This is a genomic window from Empedobacter sp. R132-2 (assembly GCF_030324375.1).
Taxonomy (GTDB): Bacteria; Bacteroidota; Bacteroidia; order Flavobacteriales; family Weeksellaceae; genus Empedobacter; species Empedobacter falsenii_B.
The window spans coordinates 31,759-55,873 of the sequence record NZ_JACAGG010000018.1; the positions used below are offsets into that span (position 1 = coordinate 31,759).

Genomic DNA, 24,115 nt, shown 5'->3' on the forward strand with positions numbered 1-24,115 from the left:
TTACTTTTAAAAAACAAAAAACTTACCTTGATAATATGAAAATAAAATTACTTGCCTTAACGCTCTCTTTACTATTCTTTACAAATTGTAATTCGTACAAATCGGCGAATTCAGCATTGGTTTCTGGTAATTTTCAGCAAGCTTTTGAACAATCTACGCAAGCTTATTTCAAAAATCCATCGGAGAAAAATGGAATCAAATATGTTCCATTAATTTTTGAAGCTTATAACAAAGGACAGCAAGAAGATGAAAATAGATTGAAACAAATCGAAACGTTGACTAATCCTTCTAAATATCAGGAAGCGTATCAAATTATTAATCGTTTGCAAGAAAGACAAAAAACGATTGCTGGAATTGATGGAAGATCGATTAGCGGGAAAACGTATAATTTCAAAACAAAAGATTATTCAGTAGCTTATAAAACGATTCAAGAAAAGTATGCGCAATTTTTGTACGATGAAGGAAAATCTTTTCTAAATCAAGGAGGAAAACTGAATGCACAAACGGCTTATCAAAAGTTTCAAGTTTTAGAAAGTGTTTATTCAAATTATAAAGATACTCGTAGTTTGATGAATACGGCTCGTACAAACGGAATGTATAAAGTTTTGGTGCAATTGGTGAACAACACAGAAGTTGTTATTCCTAAACTATTAGAGAAAGATTTGTTAGATTTTAATTCGTATGGATTGGATTCTAATTGGACTGAATTTTACACGGGAAAATTAAATAGTTCTTATGATTATGTAATTCAATTAAGTTTTGAGACGATAAATGTTTCACCTGAACGAGAAAAAATTGAGGTGCATAATTTTGAGAAAAAAATTGTTGATGGTAAAGAAGAATTGGTGCAAAATGGAGTAGTGGTAAAAGATAAAGACGGAAAACCCGTGATGGTAGATCGTTATATTACAGTAAAAAGTCGTTTTGAAGAAGTACAACGCATCAAGGAAGCTGCAATTACGGCAAAATATTATTTGATCGATAATCAAAAAGAGCAAGCCATCGATTCTAAAAATTTAGCAAGTCAGTTTATTTTTAGAGATTCTTACGGAACTTACAAAGGTGATCGACGTTCTTTGGATCGAGATTATATAAATATGATTGGTAGAAGACCAGCTCCATTTCCATCAAATGAGCAAATGATTTTTGATTGTGGGCAAGATTTGAAACGTAAATTCAAGAACGAAATCATCCGTATGAAGCTTTGATAAAAAAAATGTAAAAAATTTAATCATTTTTTAAAATTCATTTTCAATAGCTTATCACATAAAACGTCTGTTTTAGCTAAAAACTTGTAAAATTAGTTTTGGTGAATTAAAAAACCTTTCTATATTTGCACAGCAATTAAGACATAGACCCATGGTGTAACGGTAGCACATCGGTTTTTGGTGCCGCTAGTTGGGGTTCGAATCCCTGTGGGTCTACAAAAGTCTTATGCCTCGATAAGCAATTGTTGAGGCATTTTTATCTAACCTAGTTAAGAGAAAAGTTGCAAAAATTGAAATAAAATTTAGTCAGACCCATGGTGTAACGGTAGCACATCGGTTTTTGGTGCCGCTAGTTGGGGTTCGAATCCCTGTGGGTCTACAATTTTTTCTTTTCAATTTTAACATAATAATCATGGACAGACCCATGGTGTAACGGTAGCACATCGGTTTTTGGTGCCGCTAGTTGGGGTTCGAATCCCTGTGGGTCTACAGATTTTAAGCTTCAATATTTTTATTGAAGCTTTTTTTATACTATATATTTTGTTATATTTATCATAATTGATTTAGTAAATGACATTAGAGGACATAATTTTAGAAGCTAAAAAAGGGAAACGAAATGCTCAGAACGCAGTGATAGAGGTTTTGTGGAACAAAGTTTATCATTATGTATTTTCTAAGATTAGAAACGAAGAAGAAGCCGAAGATATCGCTATAGAAACGTTTACGAAGGTTTTTACAAAATTGAAATTATATAACGAAGATTTTGACTTTACGACTTGGGTAATTTCTATCGCACATAATACGATGATTGATCATATCAGAAGATCTCCAAAACTGAATATTTCTCTTGATGATGAAACCAATTTTTTAGAAATTTTAGAAGATCATCCTTCGCCAGAAGAACATTTGATTTTAAAACAAGATAATGACACGCTGATAAAAGCTATTGCAAAATTGAGAGAACCTTATCAAAAAATTATAGAATTGCGTTATATCGAAGATAAAACATACAAAGAGATTGCTGAAGAACTCAATTTGACCTTACCAAATGTTAAAGTTCGTCTTTTAAGAGCCAAACAATTGTTAACAGAGGTGATGCAAGATAATATTTAGTAAATTTATTCGTTGAAAATTTGTTGAAGAAAACTGGATCGAAAATGAAGAAGCACATATACCTTACAACAATTATTATCGCAAGTTTATTCTTGACGTCTTGTGGAAGTAGTAAAGTAACTTCGTATAAGAAAACTGGTTCTAAAAAAGTTTATACTTCTTCCAAAAAAAACGAATCTACAGAGGTTTTTCGTTCTAAAAATGCTGATGATAGTGCGCCTCGTGATATAAATAAAATTCTAAAAACGGCAAAATCTTACTTAGGAACACCTTACAAATATGGTGGAGTTACGAAAACAGGTTTCGATTGTTCGGGACTGGTTTATGTAAGTTTCAAGGAAATGAATTTAGAATTGCCTCGTCGTTCGAGTGATCAAGCTGAATATGGAAAAGAAATTACAATCGAAAATGTTAAAATAGGTGATTTAATATTTTTTAATACTTCAGGAAATTCAATCTCTCATGTAGGTATTGTAGAAAGTATTAATCATGACGGATCAATCAGTTTTGTACATTCTTCAACTTCGAAAGGTGTCATCATTTCTTCCCTTGATGAAAATTATTGGAAAACTAGATTTGTAAAAGCGGTTAGACTTTTATAACTTGACGTGTGCTTAAAAAAAGAACTATATTATTAACTTTTTTTGGATTACTATTTTTTAGTTTATCCATAGTTGTTAATGCTCAAGAAGATAGTGTCAAAATTGATACAGTTAGAATTGAGAATAAAAATCATTCTAAGTTTAGAAAGTTTTACCAAAAATTATTATTCAAGAAAAAACCAACGAGTTTTCCTATTCAGCCCAATAATAATGTAGGTGATGGAAAATATCAAGGAAAAATTATTCGAAATATTTACTACAAAACACAAGACCCTTTCGGATATTCTTTGCAGGACACGACAAGAAAACCGACAAAATGGATTGAAAGAACTGGAAATACACTACACGGGAAATCTAAGCAATTTGTGTTGCGTCAAAATATGTTGCTGAAACTAGGAGATAAATATGATTCTGTAAAAGCAGCTGAATCTGAGCGTTTAATACGTACCAATCGTTCTATTCGTCGAGTAGAGATTAAGGAAGAAGCTGTCGGGAATGATTCGGTTGATTTATATGTCAATTCAATTGACTCTTGGAGTATGTTTATTACAGGTTCGGTTTCGAGTTCAAAAGCTGGAATTCGCATTAGAGAGCGAAATTTTTTAGGTTTAGGACATGTGTTTGATAATCGTTACCGTCACAATTACAAAACAGGAAATTCGTTATATCAATTTAATTATACGGTTCCAAATATTGCCCAAACTCGAATTATTGGGAATGTACGTTATTTCAAAAATGAAGATAATCATTATACAAAATCAATCAGTTTTGTACGACCTTTTTATTCGCCATTAGCACATTATGCAGGTGGAGTTTCGGTTGGACAAGTGTATTTTAAAGATTCATTAGATTTCGAAAAACCTATTTTGGTTGATAACCATTTCAAATATAATTACCAAGATTATTGGTTGGCAAGAGCGTTTAGAATTGATGATGGTCATTCAGAAAATATTACCAATTTTATTGTTTCAGGGCGATTTTATGATCGATCTTATACCGAAACACCAACTCCAGAAAACGATCCTGTGAACTTTTTTTCTGACCAAACGAATTATTTAGTAGGGATAGGAATTTCTTCAAAACGATATATCAAAACAAAATATATTTTCAATTATGATATTGAAGAAGATATTGCGATAGGGAAATCATTGGGCATTATAGGAGGAATTCAAAATATTCGTCAAACTGATCGTTATTATCTTGGCGGAAAAGCTTCTGCTGGAGGTTTTTTAAATACCGGTTTTTGGGGATTTGGAGTTGAGTTTGGAGGATTTTTTAATAAAGGAAAATTTGAACAAAAAACGCTGTCTGTAGAATTACAATATATGGCAAAGTTGATAAATTGGGGAAAATGGAAGTTCAGAAACTTCATGAAAACTAATTATCTTTTGGGACATGATCGTTTAGATTCTCCTGCGGATCAACTTTCGCTTCATGAACATGATTATTTGGGAATGGCAGGTTTCAAATCGGATAGAGGCTTAACAGGTCAACAGAAATTAATGTTCGAGTATCAATTGCAATCCTATACGCCTTACGAGTTTTTAGGATTTCGTATTTCGCCTTTTTTCAATGCGATGGTTGCGGCAATTGGAGATAACAAAAAATTTATACTGAATAATAACCCAATTTATTCGCGTTTTAGTTTGGGTGTGATGTTGACAAATGATTATTTTGTGTTCAACAATATTCGTTTTTCATTGTCGTATTATCCATCAATTCCTGGACAAGGCGATAATCTAATCAAGACAAATTTATTGGATAATAGAGATTTTCAAATGATGGATTTTGACTTTTCAAAACCAAATTACATTCGTTGGAATAGGTGGGATTAAGACATAAAAAAAGCTTGAAGATTTCTTCAAGCTTTTTTTATGTCTTAATATTTTTTATTTCACTTGTCTGGAAACGATCCACGAAACTAAGCTTCCCAAACCTAAAACAGTTACAATAACTGCAACAAAATTTTCGACAGAAAAGATAAATGGAAATGGAACAGTTGGCGAAGCCATAACCAAACCAAAATCTATTTGTAATAATCCAATAACAGAGGCGATTAATAAACCTGTTGTCATCGCGATAAGGGTGATAATAAAACCAGTTTGAAAGAAAATATTACGAATGTTTTTTCGTGATAATCCAAAACTATACATCGTCTGAATTTCTTTCTTTTTATCCAAAATCAAGATAATAATTGTTCCTGCCAAATTGAAACATGCAATGATAATGACTAACGTAAAAATCAAGTAACTGATTAAATTTTCCATATTCATTACTTTTAAGAAAGCTGAATCTAAATCTTGTCTGGTTTCGATTTTATAATGAGAACCTAATATTTTTTGAAGTTGAATTTTTACTTCGTTAAACGATTTTTTTCCAGTCGTTTTTACCTCAATCGAATAACATTGATTTTCGTTTAACAACAATAATTCTTGCGCCAAACCTAAAGTTGTAAATATGTGTTTGTCGTATTGTTCGTTCAAAATAAACACGCCAACACTGTACGCATCTTTGCGTGTAAAAGCATCGCTTTCTTGTTTTATTAGACCTGTTCCAGCTTTTGGCATCATCAAATCTGCTGGCGTTATCGGATCGATATAAAGTTGCAAACGCTCTGCAATTCCATTCGAAACAATAAAATTATCATCGCGATTAAAGTCTAAATATTGTCCACCATAAATTACCGTATCTAAACGTGTAATTTTGGTGAAATTTTCGTCAACACCTTTCAAATAGGCAATATCTTGCTTTCCTTTGTAATCGATGTAGACTTTTTCTTCGATGATTTTAGAAAAAGCTTTGACATCTTTTTGTTGCTTCAATTGATCCACAACAAAAGTTAAACTGTCCAATACTTTTCCTTTCGAAGGTGATATTTTAATTTCAGGATTTACATTGCTATAATACTTTAAATTCATTTTTTCTAATCCCGAAAAAACGGATAAAATAATAAATAAAGCCGCTGTAGCAACCAGAATAGCACCAACAGCAATCGATGTAATAATGTTTACGGCGTTTGTATTCGTTTTCGAAAAAATGTAGCGTTTCGCAATGTAAAGTGAAATGTTTCTCATTATAAGATTGGATTATTTCCTTCTCCTCTTAGCGCTTTGTCGATTTTATCCATTTCGTCTAACGAATTATCTAAAATGAAAATTAATTCTGGTGTAATACGCATTTGTTTAGAAGCACTTTTTGATAAAATTCCTCTAAATAATGGTGTATTAACTCTAATTTCTTTGAAAATTTCGTCTTTTTGAGTACTTGGAAAAATACTTACATAGATTTTAGAAACGCTCAAATCTGGTGTTACTTTTACTTCTGTAACACTAATCAAATTTCCAGGGAATTCCTTTACAGCCCATTTTCTAAAAGCTTCTGCTAATTCTTCTTGAAATAATTTACTTACTTTTTGTTGTCTATTGCTATCCAATTTTATTCATTTTTATGAGACTGTAAAATTACTGCATTTTTTCGTGATTAAAAACATTGATGAATTGAATTAAGTTCTTTGTAAATTTGTTTTAATGAAAAAAGATATCGAAACTTCAGAAGATGTTGCTTTATTGGTAAATACGTTTTACGATAAAGTGCAAAAAGATGATGTCATTGGTTACTTTTTTTCGGAAGTTGCAAAGGTAAATTGGGACGAACATTTGCCGCATATGATTCAGTTTTGGGAAACTGTTTTATTAGGAAAAGCAACTTTTGAAGGTTGGCCAATGCGAACACATTTGGTTTTGAGTCAGAAAGAGAAATTAAAACCGCATCATTTCGAGCGTTGGATTGAATTGTGGTACGGAATAATTGACGAAAAATTTGAAGGAGAAATAGCAAATGAAGCAAAAAATAGAGCAAAAATTATGCGTGATTTAATTCTTTTCAAAATTGACCAAATGGAACAAAAACAAGGGTTTATTCAATAAAAAAAATGCAGCTTCATAAAAGTTGCATTTTTTTTGTATAATTTGATTAATGATTGAAAAATTATTTCGCAATCATGATTAATTTTTTATTGATAAACTCCATAATTCCAGCTTTAGAAAGTTCGCGTCCGTAACCCGAATGTTTCACACCACCGAAAGGTAAATCTGGGCTTGAAGAAACTTGTTTGTTTACGTAAACCATTCCCGAATCTATTCTACGAGCGATTTTCTCCGCATTCGGAACATCTTCTGTATAAATAGAAGCACCTAATCCGTAAGGCGTATCATTCGCAATTTTGATTGCTTCTTCTACATCCTTCACTTTCCAAATACAAACTACAGGTCCAAAAACTTCTTCGTCATAGGCCTTCATTCCAGGTTTTAAATCTGTTAAAATTGTTGGTTGTAAAAAGAACCCATCACGATCAATACGTTTTCCTCCTGAAACAATTGTTGCTCCTTTATTAGCTGAATCATTAATTTGATCCAATAATTTTTCTAACGCGCTTTCCGAACTTACAGGTCCCATATTGGTGTCAGCATGTGTAGGGTCGCCAACTTTCATTCCGTTTATATAGTCCGTAATTTTTTTCAAATATTCATCGTAAATACCTTCTTGTACTATAATACGTTTCGAAGAAGTACAAGCTTGTCCAGCATTACGTAAACGACCGTTAATGGTTCCGTTCATCACTTTTTCGATATCCGCATCATTCAAAACGATCATTGGATCAGAACCACCAAGTTCTAAAACCGAAGGTTTTACATTTTTACCAGCGATACTTGCAACCTCTGCACCAGCAGCTTCTGAACCAGTTAAAGATACACCAACAATTTTTGGATTATTAATAATCGAATCTGTGTCTTTTCCTGACATCAATAAGTTTTTGTACAAACCTTTTGGAGCGCCAGCAGCAGTAAACATTTCTTCGAAAGCGATTCCACATTGCGGAATATTAGAAGCCGTTTTCAAAACAACTGTGTTACCAGCCATAATGTGAGGCCCAGCAAAACGTGCAATTTGAGAAAAAGGAAAGTTCCAAGGCATGACACCTAATAACACACCAATAGGTTCTGAAACCACATAAGCGTCACCTTTTTCTGTTTGTATAGGAACATTTGCCAAGAATTCTTCTGCATTATCAGCGTAATATTCGATGATATTTGCACTATAATCAATTTCGATTTCACTTTCATACAATGGTTTTCCCATTTCTGTTGTAATCAAAGCAGCTAATCGAGCTTTTTGCTTACGCATTTCGTTTGCGACACGTTTCATTACAGCTTTTCTTTCTTCGAAAGATTCGAATCGCCATGTTTGATATAATTCGTTTGCGTCGTCTATATATTGATTGATTTCTTCGCTTGTGTAGGCTTGAAATTCTTTTTCGATTTTACCTGTAGCAGGATTTAATGTTCTGATTGAACTTGCCATTTCACTCTTTATTTAATGTATACAAAGTTGTAGCAATTCTCGTTCCTAACAAAACTTTTAGGATAAATAAAACTGATAGTTGATGAGATTTTAGAAGGTTTGAACAATAAAGTAAGTATAAATGAACAATAGAAATTAGAAGAATGATTATTTATCTAAATCAGTTGCTGAATTTGTTCGTGATAAAAACCAAATTGTTCCGTTTTTACTTTTCATTTTTTTATTTGCTAAAATAATTCCTAATATTAATCCTGTTAGAATGAAGATAGAACCAATAATTAAATTAGAAATTGATTTATTTTGAAAATAAATCAACAATCCAATTATGAAGCCAATAATAAAGGGTGATATAAAGATTTGAATCCAACCATAAAGTTCTGCAATAAATTCTAGATTCTTTTTCATAAAGTAAATATTTATGATTGATTAAAATTATCAAATCTTAATAGAACAATTCGTTCAAAATAAAATCATTCTTTTAAAACGGTAAATTATCGTCGTCGTTGTTCATCGAACTTGTGAATTCTCCGCCGAAATCTCCAAAAGCATCAGAAGGATCGATAGCAGATAAATTCATTGCACTTCCCATTTCTTGAGAACCATCATTCATCGAGCTTTGAATTTCGAAATCTCCACCAAATGAAGTTTCTAAATCGGTAAATTTAGCTTGCTCATTAATGAATCGTAGACGCACATTTTCTAACGCACCATTACGGTGTTTAGCAATGATAAATTCGGCTTGACCAGCGCAAGGTTCACTTTCATCATCCCAATATTCTAATTTATAATATTCGGGACGATAAATAAACGAAACGATATCGGCATCTTGCTCAATCGCTCCAGATTCACGTAAATCCGATAATAATGGACGCTTGCTTCCTCCACGAGTTTCTACCGAACGAGATAACTGCGAAAGTGCAATAACAGGAATACTTAACTCTTTTGCGATTGCTTTTAAGGAGCGCGAAATCATCGAAATTTCTTGCTCACGGTTTCCATTTGCTTTTCCACCAGCAGTCATTAACTGTAAGTAGTCAATCAAAATCATTTTTACACCATGTTGAGAAACCAAACGACGCGCTTTTGCTCTTAAATCGAAGATAGAAAGGGCAGGCGTATCGTCAATGTAAAGCGGTGCATTTTCAAGACCTTTTACTTTTGTATATAATTGTTTCCATTCGTGATCGGCTAATTTTGCTTTACGCAATTTTTCACCCGAAATTCCAGTTTCACCCGAAATCATACGCGTAATCAACTGAACAGAAGACATCTCTAATGAAAAAACAGCAACTGGAATATTTTTGTCCACCGTCATATTTTTCGCCATCGAAAGGATAAAAGCGGTTTTCCCCATACCAGGACGAGCGGCTAAGATAATCAAATCCGATTCTTGCCAACCCGAAGTAATTTTATCAATTTCTGTAAATCCAGAAGATAAACCAGACATTCCTTCTTTGGTAGATTGGGCTTTAATTTTGTCAATCGCTTCTGTAACTAAATCTCTTGCTTCCGAATAACTACGCTTGATTCCACCTTCTGTAATTTCGAATAATTTCGATTCAGAATAATCCAGTAAATCAAATACATCGGCAGTATCATCGTATGATTTTTCAATGACTTGATTCGAAATTTCAATTAAACGACGAAGAATATATTTTTCTTGAATGACACGAGCATAATACTCCACGTGTGCAGAAGAAGAAACTTTTTGCGTTAATTGAATCAAATAATAATCACCGCCAACACGATCTAATTTGCCTTCACTTTTCAACTCATTCGAAACCGTTAATAAATCAATAGGTTCTGAATCGTTAAATAATTTTTGAATGACAGCATAAATCGCTTGATGCTCTGGACGATAAAAAACTTGCGGTGTAAGAATGTCAATGACTTCATCCAACCCTTTTTTATCAATCATCATCGCACCAAGTACAGCTTGCTCTAAATCAACAGCTTGTGGAGGAAGTTTACCTTTCTCTAAACCAATGACATTGTGCTTGTTAGCTGGTATTTCGGGATTATAATTTGCTTGTTCCATAAGAGTTTCAAAATTAAATAAAAAAACGAGATATAACTAATTTTATATCTCGTTTTAAAATTGTATATTCTACAATAAGTATTATTGTAAAACAATATTTTATCCTGAAAATTCTCCGAATTTGATGTAACGTTCTTGACGTTGTTGTTGTAATTCTTTTGGAGAAAGTTTTTTCAATTCGTTGTAAGTGTCTAAAACTTTATTTTTCAAGTTTGTGTACGCAACTTCTGGTTTGTAGTGTGCTCCACCAAGCGGTTCTTGAATGATGTCTTCAATTAATCCTAATTCTAACATATCAGGACCAGTTAATTTCATTTGCGAAGCAGCTTGCTCTTTGTAATCCCAACTTCTCCATAAAATTGTAGAACAGTTTTCTGGTGAAATTACAGAATACCAAGTGTTTTCTAACATGAAAACTTTGTTCCCAACTCCAATTCCTAATGCTCCACCTGAAGCTCCTTCACCAATTACAATTGTAATGATAGGAACTGTAAGTTTCAACATTTCGTAGATGTTTTTAGCGATAGCTTCACCTTGACCTCTTTCTTCAGCTTCTAAACCAGGATATGCACCAGGAGTGTCGACTAAAGTCAAGACAGGAATATTAAACTTTTCTGCTAACTTCATCAAACGTAAAGCTTTGCGGTAACCATCTGGATTAGACATTCCGAAACGACGATATTGTCTTTCTTTGGTATTTTTTCCTTTTTGTTGACCAATAATCATAAAAGTTTGACCATTGATTTTTCCCATACCACCAACCATTGCTTTATCATCAGCAAAAGTTCTATCTCCGTGAATTTCGATAAACGTGTTATCTGTGATCGCGTAAGCGTAGTCTAAAGTATAAGGGCGAGAAGGATGACGAGACAATTGTACACGTTGCCATGGCGTTAAATTACCATAGATTTCCTTCTTTTTATTTTCAATTGCAATTTCAATTTCAACGCAAGCCTGTTTGATGTTAACACCGCTTCCTTCGCCGACGATTTGACAGCTTTGTAACTGTTCTTCTAAATCTTTGATAGGTTGTTCAAATTCTAAATATTCCATACAAAAGTGTTTGTTCAATCCAACAAATATAGAAAAGGTTTTTAAGCCAATTATAATAAATGTCGAATGTTTTTCAGATTTTTTACAAGTATTTTAATTTCAAAAGATAAAAAAGCGTCTACAGATTAGACGCTTTCATCATGTATTTGATCTAAAATTAGATTTTTTCGATAATCATTGCAGATGCTCCACCACCACCATTACAGATAGCTGCACCTCCAATTTTTCCTCCATTTTGCTCTAAAACATTTAATAATGTAACCAAAATTCTTGATCCAGAATTTCCAAGTGGATGACCGATAGAAACCGCTCCTCCATTTACATTAACTTTAGAAGCATCAAGATTTAATAATTTAGTATTTGCAATTCCAACAACTGAAAACGCTTCGTTAAATTCCCAGAAATCAACATCAGTAGCAGTCATATTTGCTTTTTTTAATAATTTTTCAACCGCTTTAGCTGGCGCAGTTGTAAATTTTGAAGGTTCTTGAGAAGCATCAGCATAAGCGATAACTTTCGCAAGAGGTTTTAATCCTAATTCGTTTGCTTTGTCCAAAGACATTAATACCAAAGCAGAAGCTCCATCATTGATTGTAGAAGCATTTGCAGCAGTTACAGTTCCGTCTTTAGAGAAAACAGCGCGTAAACCTGGAACTTTATCAAAGTTCACATTTTTATATTCTTCGTCTTCTTTAAAAATAACTGGTTCTCCTTTGCGTTGAGGAATTTCTACAGGAACAACTTCGTTGTCAAATTTTCCATTAGCCCAAGCAGCAGCAGATTTTTTGTAAGAATTAATCGCAAATTCATCTTGCTCTTCACGAGAAATATTGAACTCAGTTGCACAAGTATCTCCAAAAAGTCCCATCATTTCTTTGCTGTAGTAATCTTGCAAACCATCGTTCACAATTCCATCTAACAAAACTGTATTTCCGTATTTATTTCCAGTTCTTGCATTTGGCGAATAGAAAGGAACCATCGACATATTTTCCATTCCTCCGGCAACTACAACATCAGCATCACCCAAACGAATCGCTTGCGTAGCAAACATTACAGCTTTCATACCAGAAGCACAAACTTTGTTTACCGTTGTTGCAGGAATCGTATTTGGTAAACCTGCTTTTATCATTGCTTGCTTAGCAGGCGCTTGGCCTTCACCAGCTTGCAATACATTTCCCATATATACTTCATCAACCAAAGATCCATCTAAGTTGATTTTATCTAAAGCTCCTTTAATAGCTGTTGCGCCTAAATCTGTAGCTGGAACGTTAGATAAACTTCCCAAAAAAGATCCCATTGCTGTACGAACAGCTGAAACTATTACGACTTCTTTCATTTAATTGTGATTTGTTGTTTTTATTATGATAACTTAATAATGCAAGATATAAAATTTATAGTTGTATTAATTTGATTTACTTTTTAAAGATTTTTTAAATTTGTTATTGACTTAATACAGATAATTGATTTTTTTTGTTAAAATGATAATTATCTAAGAATAGAATATTTTTTGAAGGATAAAATGATTAAAATGCTGAAGATAAAAATGATATTATTTGGTTTGATTTCGTGTTTTGCAATTGCAATCGGAAATGCGCAAACCTTTGATCAAAAATATTTTAAAACAATTTTAGATTCGCTTACATCAAATTCATTTGCTGGTAGAGGTTATGTAGAAAATGGAATGACAAATGCTGGAATTTATTTACAAAACGAATTTCAAAAAAATGGATTGAAATCTTTTTCTAATCACTATAATCAAACGTTTACTTTTCCGATTAATATTATCAAAAACGCAAAACTGAAAATTAATGGAAAAGAATTGAAATATGGAACAGATTTTATCGTAAAACCAAGTTCTAAATCAATTTCGAAAACGAATTTACCTTTTTATATTTTTGACACAAAAGCTTATATCGAATCTTTTCAATCGAAAGATAAAACGAGAGATTTTATTGTGAAAGATGATGAATTGCAAAAAGGGAAACATATTATTTTGCCTCCTTTAGTGACTTCTGTGGATTCTATTCAGAAATATTACAAACAATGGGCGAATATTTATGAGAAAGATGAAAATGAAAATCGTGCGATTTTTCGATTTACTTCAGATAAATTAACGTCGAGTCTTAGTCAGCGACAATCTTCGATTTCAGAATTTATTATTTCAGATAACTTTTATTCTAAAAATTTAAAAATAAACGATTATTCTATTGATTCAGAGTTGAATAATTCATTCGAAGCAAATAATATAATTGGTTATATTGACGGAAAAAATAATGATAGTGTTGTTGTGATTTCTGCTCATTATGATCATTTAGGGAAAGTTGGACAAACTATTTTTCCTGGAGCGAGTGATAATGCGAGCGGAACAGCGATGATGATGACGTTGATGAAGTATTATTCGAAACATCAACCTAATTACAGAACGATTTTTATGGCTTTTGCTGGTGAAGAAGCGGGAATTTTAGGTGCAGATTATTATGTCAATCATTCACTTTTTTCATTGAATGAAATCAAATTTCTTGTAAACCTAGATATTATGGGAGCAGGCGATCAAGGGATTCAAGTTGTGAATGGTAAAGTTTTTAAAAATCAATTTGAAAAATTAGTTGAATTAAATCAAACAAATAATTATCTAAAAGAAGTTAAAACTCGAGGAGAATCGTGTAATTCCGATCATTGTCCGTTTTATTTGAAAGGTGTTCCATCGTTTTTTATTTATACATTAGGAGGAAAAGGTTTTTATCATGATCCCAATGATACAGCAGAAAGTTTGGATTTGAGTTACTCCGAAAAAGTATATAATTTGTTGAAAGATTTTATAAATAAGCTATAAAAAAAAAATAATCCGTTCAAAGTGAACGGATTACTAACCAACCTAAACTACTATAAAAAACTCTAAAAAGTAAAAAGAGTGCGAGTAATTCCAAACTTCATAAATCAATTTCGTTATACTCGTTGTTACTCTTTGTCTTACTATCTATGAATAAATTATTTGACACTGCAAATGTCTAACTTTTATGTCTTATTTGGAGAAATTGTAAAAGATTTTATTTATAATATATATAGAAAATATTTATAACAATCGTTTGTTGTCGGATATTAAACTTTATATTAATCCATTAAAAATAAACAATAATAGTTAAAATGTAATTACGTGAAAACGTACTTTAACACCTTTTTAACTATTTATTTACGAAAAGATGATGAAATGATAAGATTTGAAATCTTTTCAACTAAATTTGATTTTGAATCGTAAAGACTTCATAAATTTAAACAAATTTTAAACCAAAAACGCCAAAATGAGACTTTTTTTATTGGTTTTTTCCTTACATATTGTGTTATTTGTTGATGCGCAAAATGTTAACCCAAATCAAATTCGAACTAAAATATACGATACTATTTTACAAGATATCCAAAAACAAAGTTTGGAATTTCCGAACAAAAAAATTGTGGTAGATCCTACAATTAATAAGTTTGAAGATTATAAAATGGACGAATTTGGACTGAAATTGGATTCGGTAAAATATGTACAAGACACTTCAATTTGTTCTAAGTTAACAACCTACAAATGTGTTTCGAAATTTGAGATTGATAATTATTCGATTTCCAATGTTTACAAAGATGAAACAGATGCGCTATATCCTGATTTTTATGGGATTTATGCACCAATTGATTCGTGGTACAATTTGATTTATTATGCGGCTGTTAATCACTTCGAAAAAGATAGAAAATTTCAATTTAATGTCTTAATTCCAGTTCGAAATGTGCAAATGAAAAATAAAATGATGAAGGAAAAAATGTTCTTTTATAACGTTTTATTTGATGAGCAATTCAAGATTCTAAAATTTGAAAAATTATTCTTAAAACATTAAAATTCAATCAGAAAAATTGTAAATTAGCAAGACTCAAATTTTTAATTGATGTTAAACGTTAGCGCATATATAGACGAGCTTTTGCAGTTATCAAAAGGTAATTTACGAATTTGCCGTATGAATTGGTGGCTTTTAAAGTACGAAGACGAATTTGAGAAAGCGATAGAAGAGACGTCTTGTAAAAAGTGGCAGAGATGGTTTTATAATGGCGAACACCCGTATCCGTGTGTTTGTCCAAAGCGCGAAAAATTATGTGTTTTTATTGACTTATATCGCGAATTGGATCGTTTGACACAAGTGCAACGTTTAGAGAATTTTTTTCAAGAATATTTTCAAAAATTTGAGTTGATTAAAGATTCAAAAGAATCTTTGAAAAATTGGATGAATGATATTCGACCAACGATTTCATCCATTTATTTATTATTGGATAAGAATGATAATCTAAAAATTAGATTTTATAATTCGGATCCAGTTTTGGAAGTAAATATCAACAAAAATGATTATAAATACACCTTGTTGTGTTTGGATATTTTTAATTACAATATGTACGTAAGAGGTATGTAAAAAGAAAAGAGAGTTGACAAAATCAACTCTCTTTTTTATGAAATAATAGATTAAATATGGCTTATTTAATTAAACCAATTTCTCTTAAACGCTGAGTCAAGAAATCTCCAGCTGTAATATCTTCAAATTGTTTTGGATTTTCTTCTGTTACACAATCTTCTAAAACAGATAAATCCATTTCAGAAACTGGGTGCATAAAGAATGGAATAGAAAAACGAGATGTTCCCCATAATTCTTTCTCTGGATTAACCACTTGGTGAATTGTCGATTTTAATCTGTTGTTTGTGTGACGAGATAACATATCACCAACATTAATCACCAATTCGTCGTCAGCAGCAATTGCATCAACCCAAGTTCCATCGTGACGTTGCACTTGTAATCCACGACCTTGCGCTCCCATTAACAATGTAATCAAGTTAATATCACCGTGAGCACCTGCGCGAACCGCATCTTTAGGCTCTTCCGTGATAGGAGGATAGTGAATTGCTCTCAAAATAGAGTTTCCGTTTTTCACTTTATCATCAAAGTAAAACTCGTCTAAACCTAAGAATAAAGCCAAAGCACGTAAAACGTAAACTCCTGTTTTTTCTAATTGTTTGTATGTTTCTTCACCATAAGTGTTAAAACCTGGAACTTCGTTTACATCAACATTTTCTGGATAGTTGTATTTCGCTTTATCTTCTTCAGATAAATACTGTCCAAAATGCCAAAATTCTTTCAAATCACCAACAGTTCTACCTTTTGCATGTTCGTTACCGAAAGCTGTATAACCGCGTTGACCACCAATTCCTTCTACTACATAACTTTGTTTTGTTTCTGTAGGTAAAGCGTAAAATTCGCGAACGCTTTTATATAAATTTTCAACTAATTCGTCAGATAAAAAATGTCCTTTCAAAGCAACGAATCCTATTTCTTCGTATGCTTGACCAATTTCGTTGACAAATTTTTGTTTTCTTGCTTGATCATCAGATAAAAAGTCTGCTAAATTAACCGATGGAATTCCGTTTTGTGACATTTATATTTTGTTTTATAAAATTTCTTCTGCAAAGGTATAGAAAGATTTCTTTTGTGAATAATATTGTTGATAACTTTTTTGAATTGCTATTGGTTTGATTTAAAATTAAATCGTTTAAATGGTTTTAATTGGTTAAAGTATTTATTTTTAATAATATGAAATTTATTTTTGAGGATTTGTTATTTTTGATGAATATAAATATTTACTATTTAAAGTAGTGTTTTAATATATATTACTTATAGTTATGATAATAGATATGAGTTTTGTTATATTACAAAAAAATAAAATGAATGAAACTACTATTTACTTTTTTATTATTTAGTTCGATTGTCTTTGCTCAAGAAAAAGGGAAGGCTACAATGGTTATTTATCCTGGTTGTGAAAAATATATTTCTAAAGGAAATAAAGAATTGATGAAGTGTTTCGGAACGAAAGTAAATGAAGGGCTCCTAATTGAAGTTGAAAATGTCTTACATGAAAATAATTTAACTATTCGTCAAGTAAGAATTGATGCTAAAGTTAAGTTTCAAGTAAGTGCTAAAGGTGAATTTGTTAATTTAGATATAACAGGAACAGATTCAGAAAAGTCTTTACTTACGCAAGCATTTGTTAATTATGCACGAAAGTTGATTGCTGAAAATATTAAAATAAAACCAGCAGTAAATGATGAGGGAGAGAATGTTAAATTGAGTTTTAATATTCCTTATAGAGTTAATAATTAGGGTGTGTAGAATAAATTTTTTATAATTATCTATAACTCCTCAACCTAATTTTACCACAAAGAGATTTCATTCTATATTTGCAAAAATATTTATGATGAAAGGTCAATTTTTTCAATATATACAAGACTTACAAAATAAAATTATTGCCAAACTTGAAGAAGTTGATGGTAAAGCCAAATTTTTACGAGATAATTGGGAACGAGAAGAAGGCGGCGGAGGTCTTTCTTGTGTTTTAACTGACGGAGCTGTTTTTGAGAAAGCTGGTGTTAATATTTCGAAAGTTTATGGTGAATTGCCCGAAACAATGCAAAAAGCGTTGAATGTTTCATCAGGTAAATTTTTTGCGTGTGGATTGAGTTTGGTTATTCATCCAACAAGTCCACATATTCCGACGACTCATGCAAATTGGAGATATTTTGAAATGTATGACAAAGAAGGAAATATTGTCGATCAATGGTTTGGAGGAGGTCAAGATTTGACGCCATATTATTTGGATGAAAAAGATGTGATGCATTGGCATACGATCTGTAAAAAAAGTTGTGATGCGCATGATGCGGCTTTTTATTTAAAGTATAAAGAAGAATGTGATAAATATTTTTGGAATACGCATCGAGAAGAAGCGCGTGGAATAGGAGGTTTGTTCTTTGATTACTTGAAACCAACTTCAGAAAAAACAGTTGAACAATGGTATGATTTCGTAACAGAAGTAGGAAACTCATTTTTGGAGGCGTATATTCCGATTGTTGAAAAACACAAAAATGATGAATTTTCTGCTGAACAAAAGGAATGGCAAGAAATTAGACGAGGTCGTTATGTAGAATTTAATTTGATTCATGATAGAGGAACTTTGTTTGGTTTGAAAACCAATGGACGAATAGAATCTATTTTGATGAGTTTACCCAAACATGTACAATGGCATTATAATCATCAGCCAGAAGAAGGTTCTGAAGAATATAGATTAGTAGACGTGTTAAAACATCCAAAAGATTGGATTTAATCTATAATATATAAAATGCCTGAACAGTTGTTCAGGCATTTTTTTTAATCTTCTCTCGATCCGTCATTTGCCATTCTGACCATTTTAGGCGTAAAAGTAGCCACAACATCAACCAGATCTTGTTGCGCTGCCATTACTTCGTGAATATCTTTATATGCCATCGGCGCTTCATCTTTTCCACCGCCAATTAATGTAATTCCAAAATCGTTCAAATAATCATTTATCTTGTTTTGTGATAATGATTTAATTGCTTGTGTTCGGCTCATTTGACGACCAGCACCATGCGAAGCCGAATGAATAGAATTTTCTTCACCTTTTCCGCGAACCAAAAATCCTGGCGCAGTCATAGAACCTGGAATAATTCCCATCACATCTTTAGAAGCTGGCGTTGCACCTTTTCGATGAACAATTACTTCTTCGCCATTGTAAATTTCTTTCCAAGCAAAATTATGATGATTTTCTACTTTAGCTAAAACTTCTGCACCGATAGATTTTTTAATTTTTTGATGAATAATTTCGTGACAAGCCGAAGCATATTCACCAGCCAAATTCATCGTAATCCAATATTCTTGACCTTCTGCAGAATCCAAATCCAAATAAGCTAAATTTTGTGCTTTATAAGGAAGTTTACAAATTTCTTTTGCAATTTTTGTATAATGTCCAGCGATTGTAGCACCGAAACCTCTCGATCCAGAATGCGTTAATAACGCTAAATACGAACCTTTTTTGATGTTCAGTTTCTTATCATCTTCTTTGAAATCAATCAGACCAAATTCTACAAAATGATTTCCTCCTCCAGAAGAACCCAATTGCGACCACGCTTTATCTTTTAAATTTTGAATAAATGAATTTGTTTCGAATTTTGCATCATCCAAAATCTGATGTTCGGCTTTGTATTGACCATGAAAACCATGTCCTGCACCAAACTTTGTGTTTTTTATTAAAGTTTTTTTTAAAGAATCATGATGCTTAAAATAATAAGAAGCAGGTAAATCATAAATCGATAAAGCCATTCTACATCCAATATCAACGCCGACACCATAAGGAATAATTGCATTTTTTGTTGCTAAAACTCCGCCAATCGGTAAACCATAACCTTGATGAGCATCTGGCATTATTGCGCCGGCAACTGTTACAGGAAGTTTCATGGCTACTTTCATTTGTTCTAAAGCACCATCTTCAATATTTTTTGCACCATAAATGTTGAAATCGTTCGGATTTTCATTCAATTCAATTAAGTTTTCATCTTGTTGAGGTAAATGAATTCCATTGATAAAACCATTTGCAAGCGTTTTGAAAATTTTATCTTCTAAGAAATCTTGTGGCGAAGACAAAACTTGCGCATATTTATCAAGCATTTCGGCTTTTGTATAACCATTTCTTTTTCGGTTAATTTTTAAGGCAATTCCTAAAATTTCATTCTCAGGATAACCCAAGGCAATCAAATCAATTCCATTAATTGGTTTGTTTTGTTGTTCGGTTGTTTTCATATAATTTGGTTAGAATATTATTTTGTAAACATTGTTTTTAGTTCATTTAATACATTCGACACACCAGAAATTGAGATTTCTCCTACTTTATCAGCAATTTTTTCGATGTATTCCATCTCTTTCAATTTCCATAATGTTTCGTTTTCTTCCATTAATTTTGCTGTATTCAACAAGCTTCTTGTTGAAGCAGTTTCCTCACGACGCGTAATCGAATTAGCTTGAGCCGTTTTTTCGGCAATCAAAACACGGTTCATAATTTCTCTTATTTCTCCAGGAAGAATAATGTCTTTCATACCTGCGTCAATCAATTTTAGACCAATTTCTTGGAATTCAGCTTGATATTTTTGAATGATATAATTCGTTACCGAATTTTTATCTGACATCAAATCATCAAAATTCATGTTTCCAATAAATTCTCTCAAACCTAATTGAATCGCTTGATAAATCATTTTTTCGAAATCTTTGTTCGATTGATAAGCGTTTAACAAATCAGTAATTTGATAATTTACCATAAAATTGATTCGTAATTGCGCTTTATCTTTCGTCAAAATTTCTTGTCCCGAAATTTCAATTGTTTGCGGACGCATATCAAAAGATACCATCGAGATTTTAACTTCGTTGTTGTAAAATAGGTATTCACCAGCTTTTAAAACCGAATCAAATTCATTGTCTTTAAATAAAATTCCTTCGAAATATGGCGCAACAGAAATGATACGAATTGCACCAGCTTTTCTCAAAATATCAATTTCTCTTTTTGTTAAATTCTTAATTTCGTCAGTAGAATTCAAGTCAAATTTTACAGCTTTTAATTGAGTTGAATTTTTCCAAATCATCACGTTTTTATTGTAAAATGAATCATAGATTTGATTGTTTTTGTAAATAATCAACACTTCGTTATGTAATACTTCGATAAAATCTACCATCGATTTCAAAGTTTCATTTTCTAAAAACATTGTGTGGTATTTTTCATCAATTATTTCGTTGATGTTTAATTTTTCGATGTTTTTATTAAACAAAATCCAATAGTTTCCTTTTGAGTAAACTTTTTCGATTTCGTTGTTTTTGATATAGATTCCAATTTCTTGGTTGTTAATTGCTAATTTTTTCATTTTATTATTTTTTATAGGTTTTTACTATTTTATATTTCTCCTTTGTCGCAGAATCTTTTTTTTAAATTTTTAATTAAAAAAGCTAAATCATTTTCCTTTTTTAAAACGGAATTTGAAGTTTGAGCAGCTTCTTTTGATTTCTTACTTTTAACTTTTTTCAAATCATTTTGACTTGATTTTTTATTTTTAAACTTTTGAAATCAATCATCAACTAAAGTTTCAAATTCAGGTTTTGAGCAAGTTTTTGATCTTATTTCAAATTCATTTCAACGAAATAAATTCTTTATTCGAAAAGAAAACTTTTTAGCTTTTTTGTTTCTAATGGTGCCTTTTTCAGGCGATAAATACAGATTAAAAGTCTGTTACTAGAGCCGAATTCTAGTGCGTTAAACCAATACTCATTTATTAAATAAGTGAAGGAGTCGAACCTTCTGCGCGTTTGTTTTAATTATTCAGAATAGAAGTGATGAAGCATTTTCTACTACAATGCTATACTGAAACATTTGTTAAGGAACAATTAAAATCGTTTGGTTGTTAAACCTTTGACAAAGTTGGAGTAGAAGTGTGCGAATGAATTGCGCAATAAAATATTTTTTCGAAATAATTTGTAAATGATGATGAATAGAGGATTTTATATTGAAAATATTTTGAATAAAAGTTGAAGTGAAAATTTCTACGCAAATAGATTGCGTACTTTGATTTGAAATTTGTAGTATTGAAGAAAGAAATCAACCATGGCAACCAATAAAATTGCATTAATACGTTATCAAACGATCGATAAATGTCTTCAAAATCATTTCAGAAAATGGAGATTAGAAGATTTAATAGAAAAAGTTTCGGAAGCTTTGTATGAATACGAAGGAATAACTTCTGGCGTTTCGAAACGTACAATTCAGGGCGACATTCAGGTGATGCGAAGTGATAAATTGGGTTATAATGCGCCAATTGTTGTTCGAGAAAAAAAGTTTTATGAATATAAAGATCATGATTATTCGATCCATAATTCGCCTGTTTCGTCTGCAGATTTAGATAAAATGAAAGAAGTGATTTCGGTGATGAAACAATTGAATGGGTTTAATTATTTTGATGATATGAACGAGATTATTACTCGTCTCGAAAATAATTTATCCAAGCAAACTCATCAACAACCAAATTATATTCAGTTCGAAGAAAATCCATTATTAAAAGGTTTAGAACATTTGAACCGGTTGTATCAAGCAATTGTAAAGAAACAACCTTTGCTGATTTCGTATCAATCTTTTACCTCAAAAAGTAAAGAGCCAAAACAACAAGTTTATTATCCGTATTTGTTGAAAGAATACCGTAATCGCTGGTTTTTATTAGCTAAATCGAGAAAAGATAAAAATTTGTATACGTTGGCTTTGGATAGAATTGTTGAGTTTTATGAATTGGCAAATGAACCTTTTGTCGATGAGCAAGAAATTAATTTTGATACGTATTATAACAATGCGATTGGTGTAACGAAAAGTGTGAAAGAAAGAGAGCAGCGTGTTGTTTTTCGTGTGAATAAAAAATTAGCGCCTTATGTGGTGACAAAACCAATTCATGCGACGCAAAAAGTGTTGGAAGTGACGGACGAAGGAACTTTATTTTCGATAGAAGTTGTACATAATTTTGAGTTGGAACGAGAACTTTTAGGATTTGGAGAAGAAATAGAAATTCTTGCTCCAAGATTAGTGAAAAAAAGAATCAAAACACGATTAGAAAGAGCATTAGAAAAATATAAAAAATAGAATTTCTTTCATACATTTAATTCATTAAAAATTAACTTAAATGATATGGAATAAAAGAATAATGACACTTTTGAGTGTCTTTTTATTAATCTTCTCGACAAGTTCGTTTGCACAGAAAGCGAGTGATTTTGTGAAGAAATATATCTATTTAACTTTTGATGATGGGCCTTTGAATGGAAGTGAAAATATTGATGAGGTTTTCAAAAATGAGAAGTTAAAAGTGACTGTTTTTCTTGTTGGAGAACATGTGGAGAAAAATAAAACAATGACGAATTATTTTAAATATTACGAAGATAATCCGTACATCGAAGAATGTAATCATAGTTGGACGCATGCGAATGATCAATACAAAAAGTTTTATAGTAACGAGCAAACGTCGGTTGAGGATATTTTGAAAAACCAATCGATACTAAAATTACAAGATAAAATTGTTCGTTTACCAGGAAGAAACATGTGGAGATTGGACGGAAAATCGAAGAATGATGGAGCTTCTGGTGTACAAACGGCTGATGGTTTAGCAAAGTTGGGTTATAAAGTTATTGGTTGGGATTTGGAATGGACGCATCATGGAAAAGATGGAACACCGGTGCAATCTGTTCAAACGATTTATAAACAAATTGTTAATCAATTAGAATCGAATAAAACCTTTACAAATAATAATATAGTTGTGTTAATTCATGATGAGATGTTTCAGAATAAATGGGAAGAGTCCGAATTGAAACAATTGGTTGATCTTCTTAAAAAACATGATAACTATATTTTTGAGCAAATAAAATTTTATCCTCAATAAAACTTTTATAAAATACAAAAGCTGTCCAATTTTGGACAGCTTTTTATATGTAATAATCTGTATAAATTAGTCTCCCATCATTCCTCCAACTAAAGAATTGACAATTGCTAAAACAATACCAAATAATAATGCATACCAGAATCCGTCCACATGGAAACTATCTCCCATAATTGCACTTGCTAATAAGATAATGATTGCTGTAATCACAAAAGAAAATAATCCTAATGTTAAGATTGTTACAGGTAAACTAATAAAGTTTAAAACTGGTTTTACAACAGCATTTAAAAGTCCAATAACAAGTGCAACAATAATCGCAGAACCATATCCTTTTACAGATACTCCAGGTAAAATGTTAGCAAGTCCGAAAACAACTAATGCTGATACCAAAAGATTAATAATAAAGCCCATAATTTGTATTTTTTAGATT

23 protein-coding genes and 3 tRNA genes are annotated in these 24,115 nt (G+C 31.6%); 15 read left to right on the forward strand and 11 right to left on the reverse strand.

The annotated features are described in order from the left end of the window. Positions 1–35: 35 nt before the first annotated feature. From HXZ69_RS09535 to HXZ69_RS09565, 7 genes are all read left to right on the forward strand, one after another. Positions 36–1,208, forward strand: a complete 1,173-nt coding sequence (locus HXZ69_RS09535; RefSeq protein ID WP_286495801.1) for a hypothetical protein — start codon at positions 36–38, stop codon at positions 1,206–1,208. A 145-nt stretch (positions 1,209–1,353) separates the two neighbouring features. Continuing rightward, positions 1,354–1,424, forward strand: a tRNA-Gln gene (locus HXZ69_RS09540). A 92-nt stretch (positions 1,425–1,516) separates the two neighbouring features. After that, positions 1,517–1,587 (forward strand) — tRNA-Gln (locus HXZ69_RS09545). Between the two features lie 39 nt (positions 1,588–1,626). Then, positions 1,627–1,697, forward strand: a tRNA-Gln gene (locus tag HXZ69_RS09550). An 81-nt stretch (positions 1,698–1,778) separates the two neighbouring features. Then, positions 1,779–2,321, forward strand: a complete 543-nt coding sequence (locus HXZ69_RS09555; RefSeq protein ID WP_038334626.1) for an RNA polymerase sigma factor — start codon at positions 1,779–1,781, stop codon at positions 2,319–2,321. A gap of 44 nt (positions 2,322–2,365) precedes the next feature. Continuing rightward, entirely contained in the window at positions 2,366–2,923 is a 558-nt protein-coding gene (locus HXZ69_RS09560) for a C40 family peptidase (RefSeq protein WP_038334631.1), read from the forward strand. A gap of 8 nt (positions 2,924–2,931) precedes the next feature. Next, a complete protein-coding gene (locus HXZ69_RS09565) occupies positions 2,932–4,758 on the forward strand; it encodes a BamA/TamA family outer membrane protein (RefSeq protein ID WP_286495803.1) in 1,827 nt (608 codons plus the stop codon). Between the two features lie 54 nt (positions 4,759–4,812). On the opposite strand, the gene HXZ69_RS09570 is transcribed toward HXZ69_RS09565, so the two are convergent. Next, positions 4,813–5,997, reverse strand: a complete 1,185-nt coding sequence (locus tag HXZ69_RS09570; protein WP_221855976.1) for an ABC transporter permease — start codon at positions 5,995–5,997, stop codon at positions 4,813–4,815. Continuing rightward, complete coding sequence (rbfA, locus tag HXZ69_RS09575) at positions 5,997–6,356, reverse strand: 30S ribosome-binding factor RbfA (protein WP_038334637.1); 360 nt, start codon at positions 6,354–6,356, stop codon at positions 5,997–5,999. Before rbfA ends, HXZ69_RS09570 begins: the two co-directional genes overlap by 1 nt. Before the next feature lie 94 nt (positions 6,357–6,450). Between rbfA and HXZ69_RS09580 the strand changes: the two genes are divergently transcribed. Continuing rightward, a complete protein-coding gene (locus tag HXZ69_RS09580) occupies positions 6,451–6,849 on the forward strand; it encodes a group III truncated hemoglobin (RefSeq protein ID WP_019975256.1) in 399 nt (132 codons plus the stop codon). Positions 6,850–6,910: 61 nt separating this feature from the next. Here HXZ69_RS09580 and HXZ69_RS09585 read toward each other — a convergent pair whose 3' ends face one another. From HXZ69_RS09585 to HXZ69_RS09605, 5 genes are all read right to left on the reverse strand, one after another. Beyond that, positions 6,911–8,284, reverse strand: a complete 1,374-nt coding sequence (locus HXZ69_RS09585; RefSeq protein ID WP_219034703.1) for an NAD-dependent succinate-semialdehyde dehydrogenase — start codon at positions 8,282–8,284, stop codon at positions 6,911–6,913. Between the two features lie 147 nt (positions 8,285–8,431). Next, positions 8,432–8,689, reverse strand: coding sequence for a hypothetical protein (locus HXZ69_RS09590; RefSeq protein ID WP_125349038.1), 258 nt, complete (start codon positions 8,687–8,689; stop codon positions 8,432–8,434). 73 nt (positions 8,690–8,762) lie between these two features. Continuing rightward, positions 8,763–10,322, reverse strand: a complete 1,560-nt coding sequence (gene dnaB / locus HXZ69_RS09595; RefSeq protein ID WP_115001280.1) for a replicative DNA helicase — start codon at positions 10,320–10,322, stop codon at positions 8,763–8,765. Between the two features lie 99 nt (positions 10,323–10,421). Continuing rightward, on the reverse strand, positions 10,422–11,375 hold the full coding sequence (locus HXZ69_RS09600; protein WP_038334644.1) for an acetyl-CoA carboxylase carboxyltransferase subunit alpha: 954 nt from the start codon (positions 11,373–11,375) through the stop codon (positions 10,422–10,424). Between the two features lie 157 nt (positions 11,376–11,532). Beyond that, a complete protein-coding gene (locus HXZ69_RS09605; RefSeq protein ID WP_286495804.1) occupies positions 11,533–12,711 on the reverse strand; it encodes a thiolase family protein in 1,179 nt (392 codons plus the stop codon). A gap of 192 nt (positions 12,712–12,903) precedes the next feature. On the opposite strand from HXZ69_RS09605, the gene HXZ69_RS09610 reads away from it, so the two are divergent. From HXZ69_RS09610 to HXZ69_RS09620, 3 genes are all read left to right on the forward strand, one after another. Beyond that, complete coding sequence (locus tag HXZ69_RS09610; protein WP_286495805.1) at positions 12,904–14,208, forward strand: M28 family metallopeptidase; 1,305 nt, start codon at positions 12,904–12,906, stop codon at positions 14,206–14,208. 466 nt (positions 14,209–14,674) lie between these two features. Further along, a complete protein-coding gene (locus HXZ69_RS09615) occupies positions 14,675–15,247 on the forward strand; it encodes a hypothetical protein (protein WP_286495806.1) in 573 nt (190 codons plus the stop codon). A gap of 117 nt (positions 15,248–15,364) precedes the next feature. Next, positions 15,365–15,811 carry a hypothetical protein gene (locus HXZ69_RS09620; RefSeq protein ID WP_286495807.1) on the forward strand — a complete coding sequence of 149 codons (447 nt, stop codon included), beginning with the start codon at positions 15,365–15,367 and terminating at the stop codon, positions 15,809–15,811. 61 nt (positions 15,812–15,872) lie between these two features. Here the strand turns inward: HXZ69_RS09620 and HXZ69_RS09625 are convergent, their stop codons facing one another. Beyond that, positions 15,873–16,826, reverse strand: coding sequence for an isopenicillin N synthase family dioxygenase (locus HXZ69_RS09625; protein ID WP_286495809.1), 954 nt, complete (start codon positions 16,824–16,826; stop codon positions 15,873–15,875). A 290-nt stretch (positions 16,827–17,116) separates the two neighbouring features. Here HXZ69_RS09625 and HXZ69_RS09630 point away from each other — a divergent pair, with 290 nt between their 5' ends. Both HXZ69_RS09630 and hemF read left to right on the forward strand, forming a co-directional pair. Then, positions 17,117–17,548, forward strand: a complete 432-nt coding sequence (locus tag HXZ69_RS09630; RefSeq protein ID WP_286495810.1) for a hypothetical protein — start codon at positions 17,117–17,119, stop codon at positions 17,546–17,548. Between the two features lie 94 nt (positions 17,549–17,642). Next, on the forward strand, positions 17,643–18,545 hold the full coding sequence (gene hemF, locus HXZ69_RS09635) for an oxygen-dependent coproporphyrinogen oxidase (RefSeq protein WP_286495811.1): 903 nt from the start codon (positions 17,643–17,645) through the stop codon (positions 18,543–18,545). A 44-nt stretch (positions 18,546–18,589) separates the two neighbouring features. On the opposite strand, the gene HXZ69_RS09640 is transcribed toward hemF, so the two are convergent. Beyond that, positions 18,590–20,035 (reverse strand): RtcB family protein, encoded by a 1,446-nt coding sequence (locus HXZ69_RS09640; protein ID WP_286495813.1) that lies wholly within the window; start codon positions 20,033–20,035, stop codon positions 18,590–18,592. 17 nt (positions 20,036–20,052) lie between these two features. Further along, positions 20,053–21,144, reverse strand: coding sequence for a slipin family protein (locus HXZ69_RS09645; protein WP_286495815.1), 1,092 nt, complete (start codon positions 21,142–21,144; stop codon positions 20,053–20,055). 734 nt (positions 21,145–21,878) lie between these two features. Here HXZ69_RS09645 and HXZ69_RS09650 point away from each other — a divergent pair. Continuing rightward, a complete protein-coding gene (locus tag HXZ69_RS09650) occupies positions 21,879–22,898 on the forward strand; it encodes a helix-turn-helix transcriptional regulator (protein ID WP_286495816.1) in 1,020 nt (339 codons plus the stop codon). Positions 22,899–22,938: 40 nt separating this feature from the next. Next, on the forward strand, positions 22,939–23,688 hold the full coding sequence (locus HXZ69_RS09655; RefSeq protein WP_286495817.1) for a polysaccharide deacetylase family protein: 750 nt from the start codon (positions 22,939–22,941) through the stop codon (positions 23,686–23,688). A 66-nt stretch (positions 23,689–23,754) separates the two neighbouring features. Here the strand turns inward: HXZ69_RS09655 and HXZ69_RS09660 are convergent, their stop codons facing one another. Further along, the gene (locus HXZ69_RS09660; protein ID WP_135836756.1) at positions 23,755–24,096 is read right to left on the reverse strand and encodes a phage holin family protein; all 342 of its coding nucleotides are present in this window, start codon (positions 24,094–24,096) and stop codon (positions 23,755–23,757) included. Positions 24,097–24,115 lie beyond the last annotated feature (19 nt).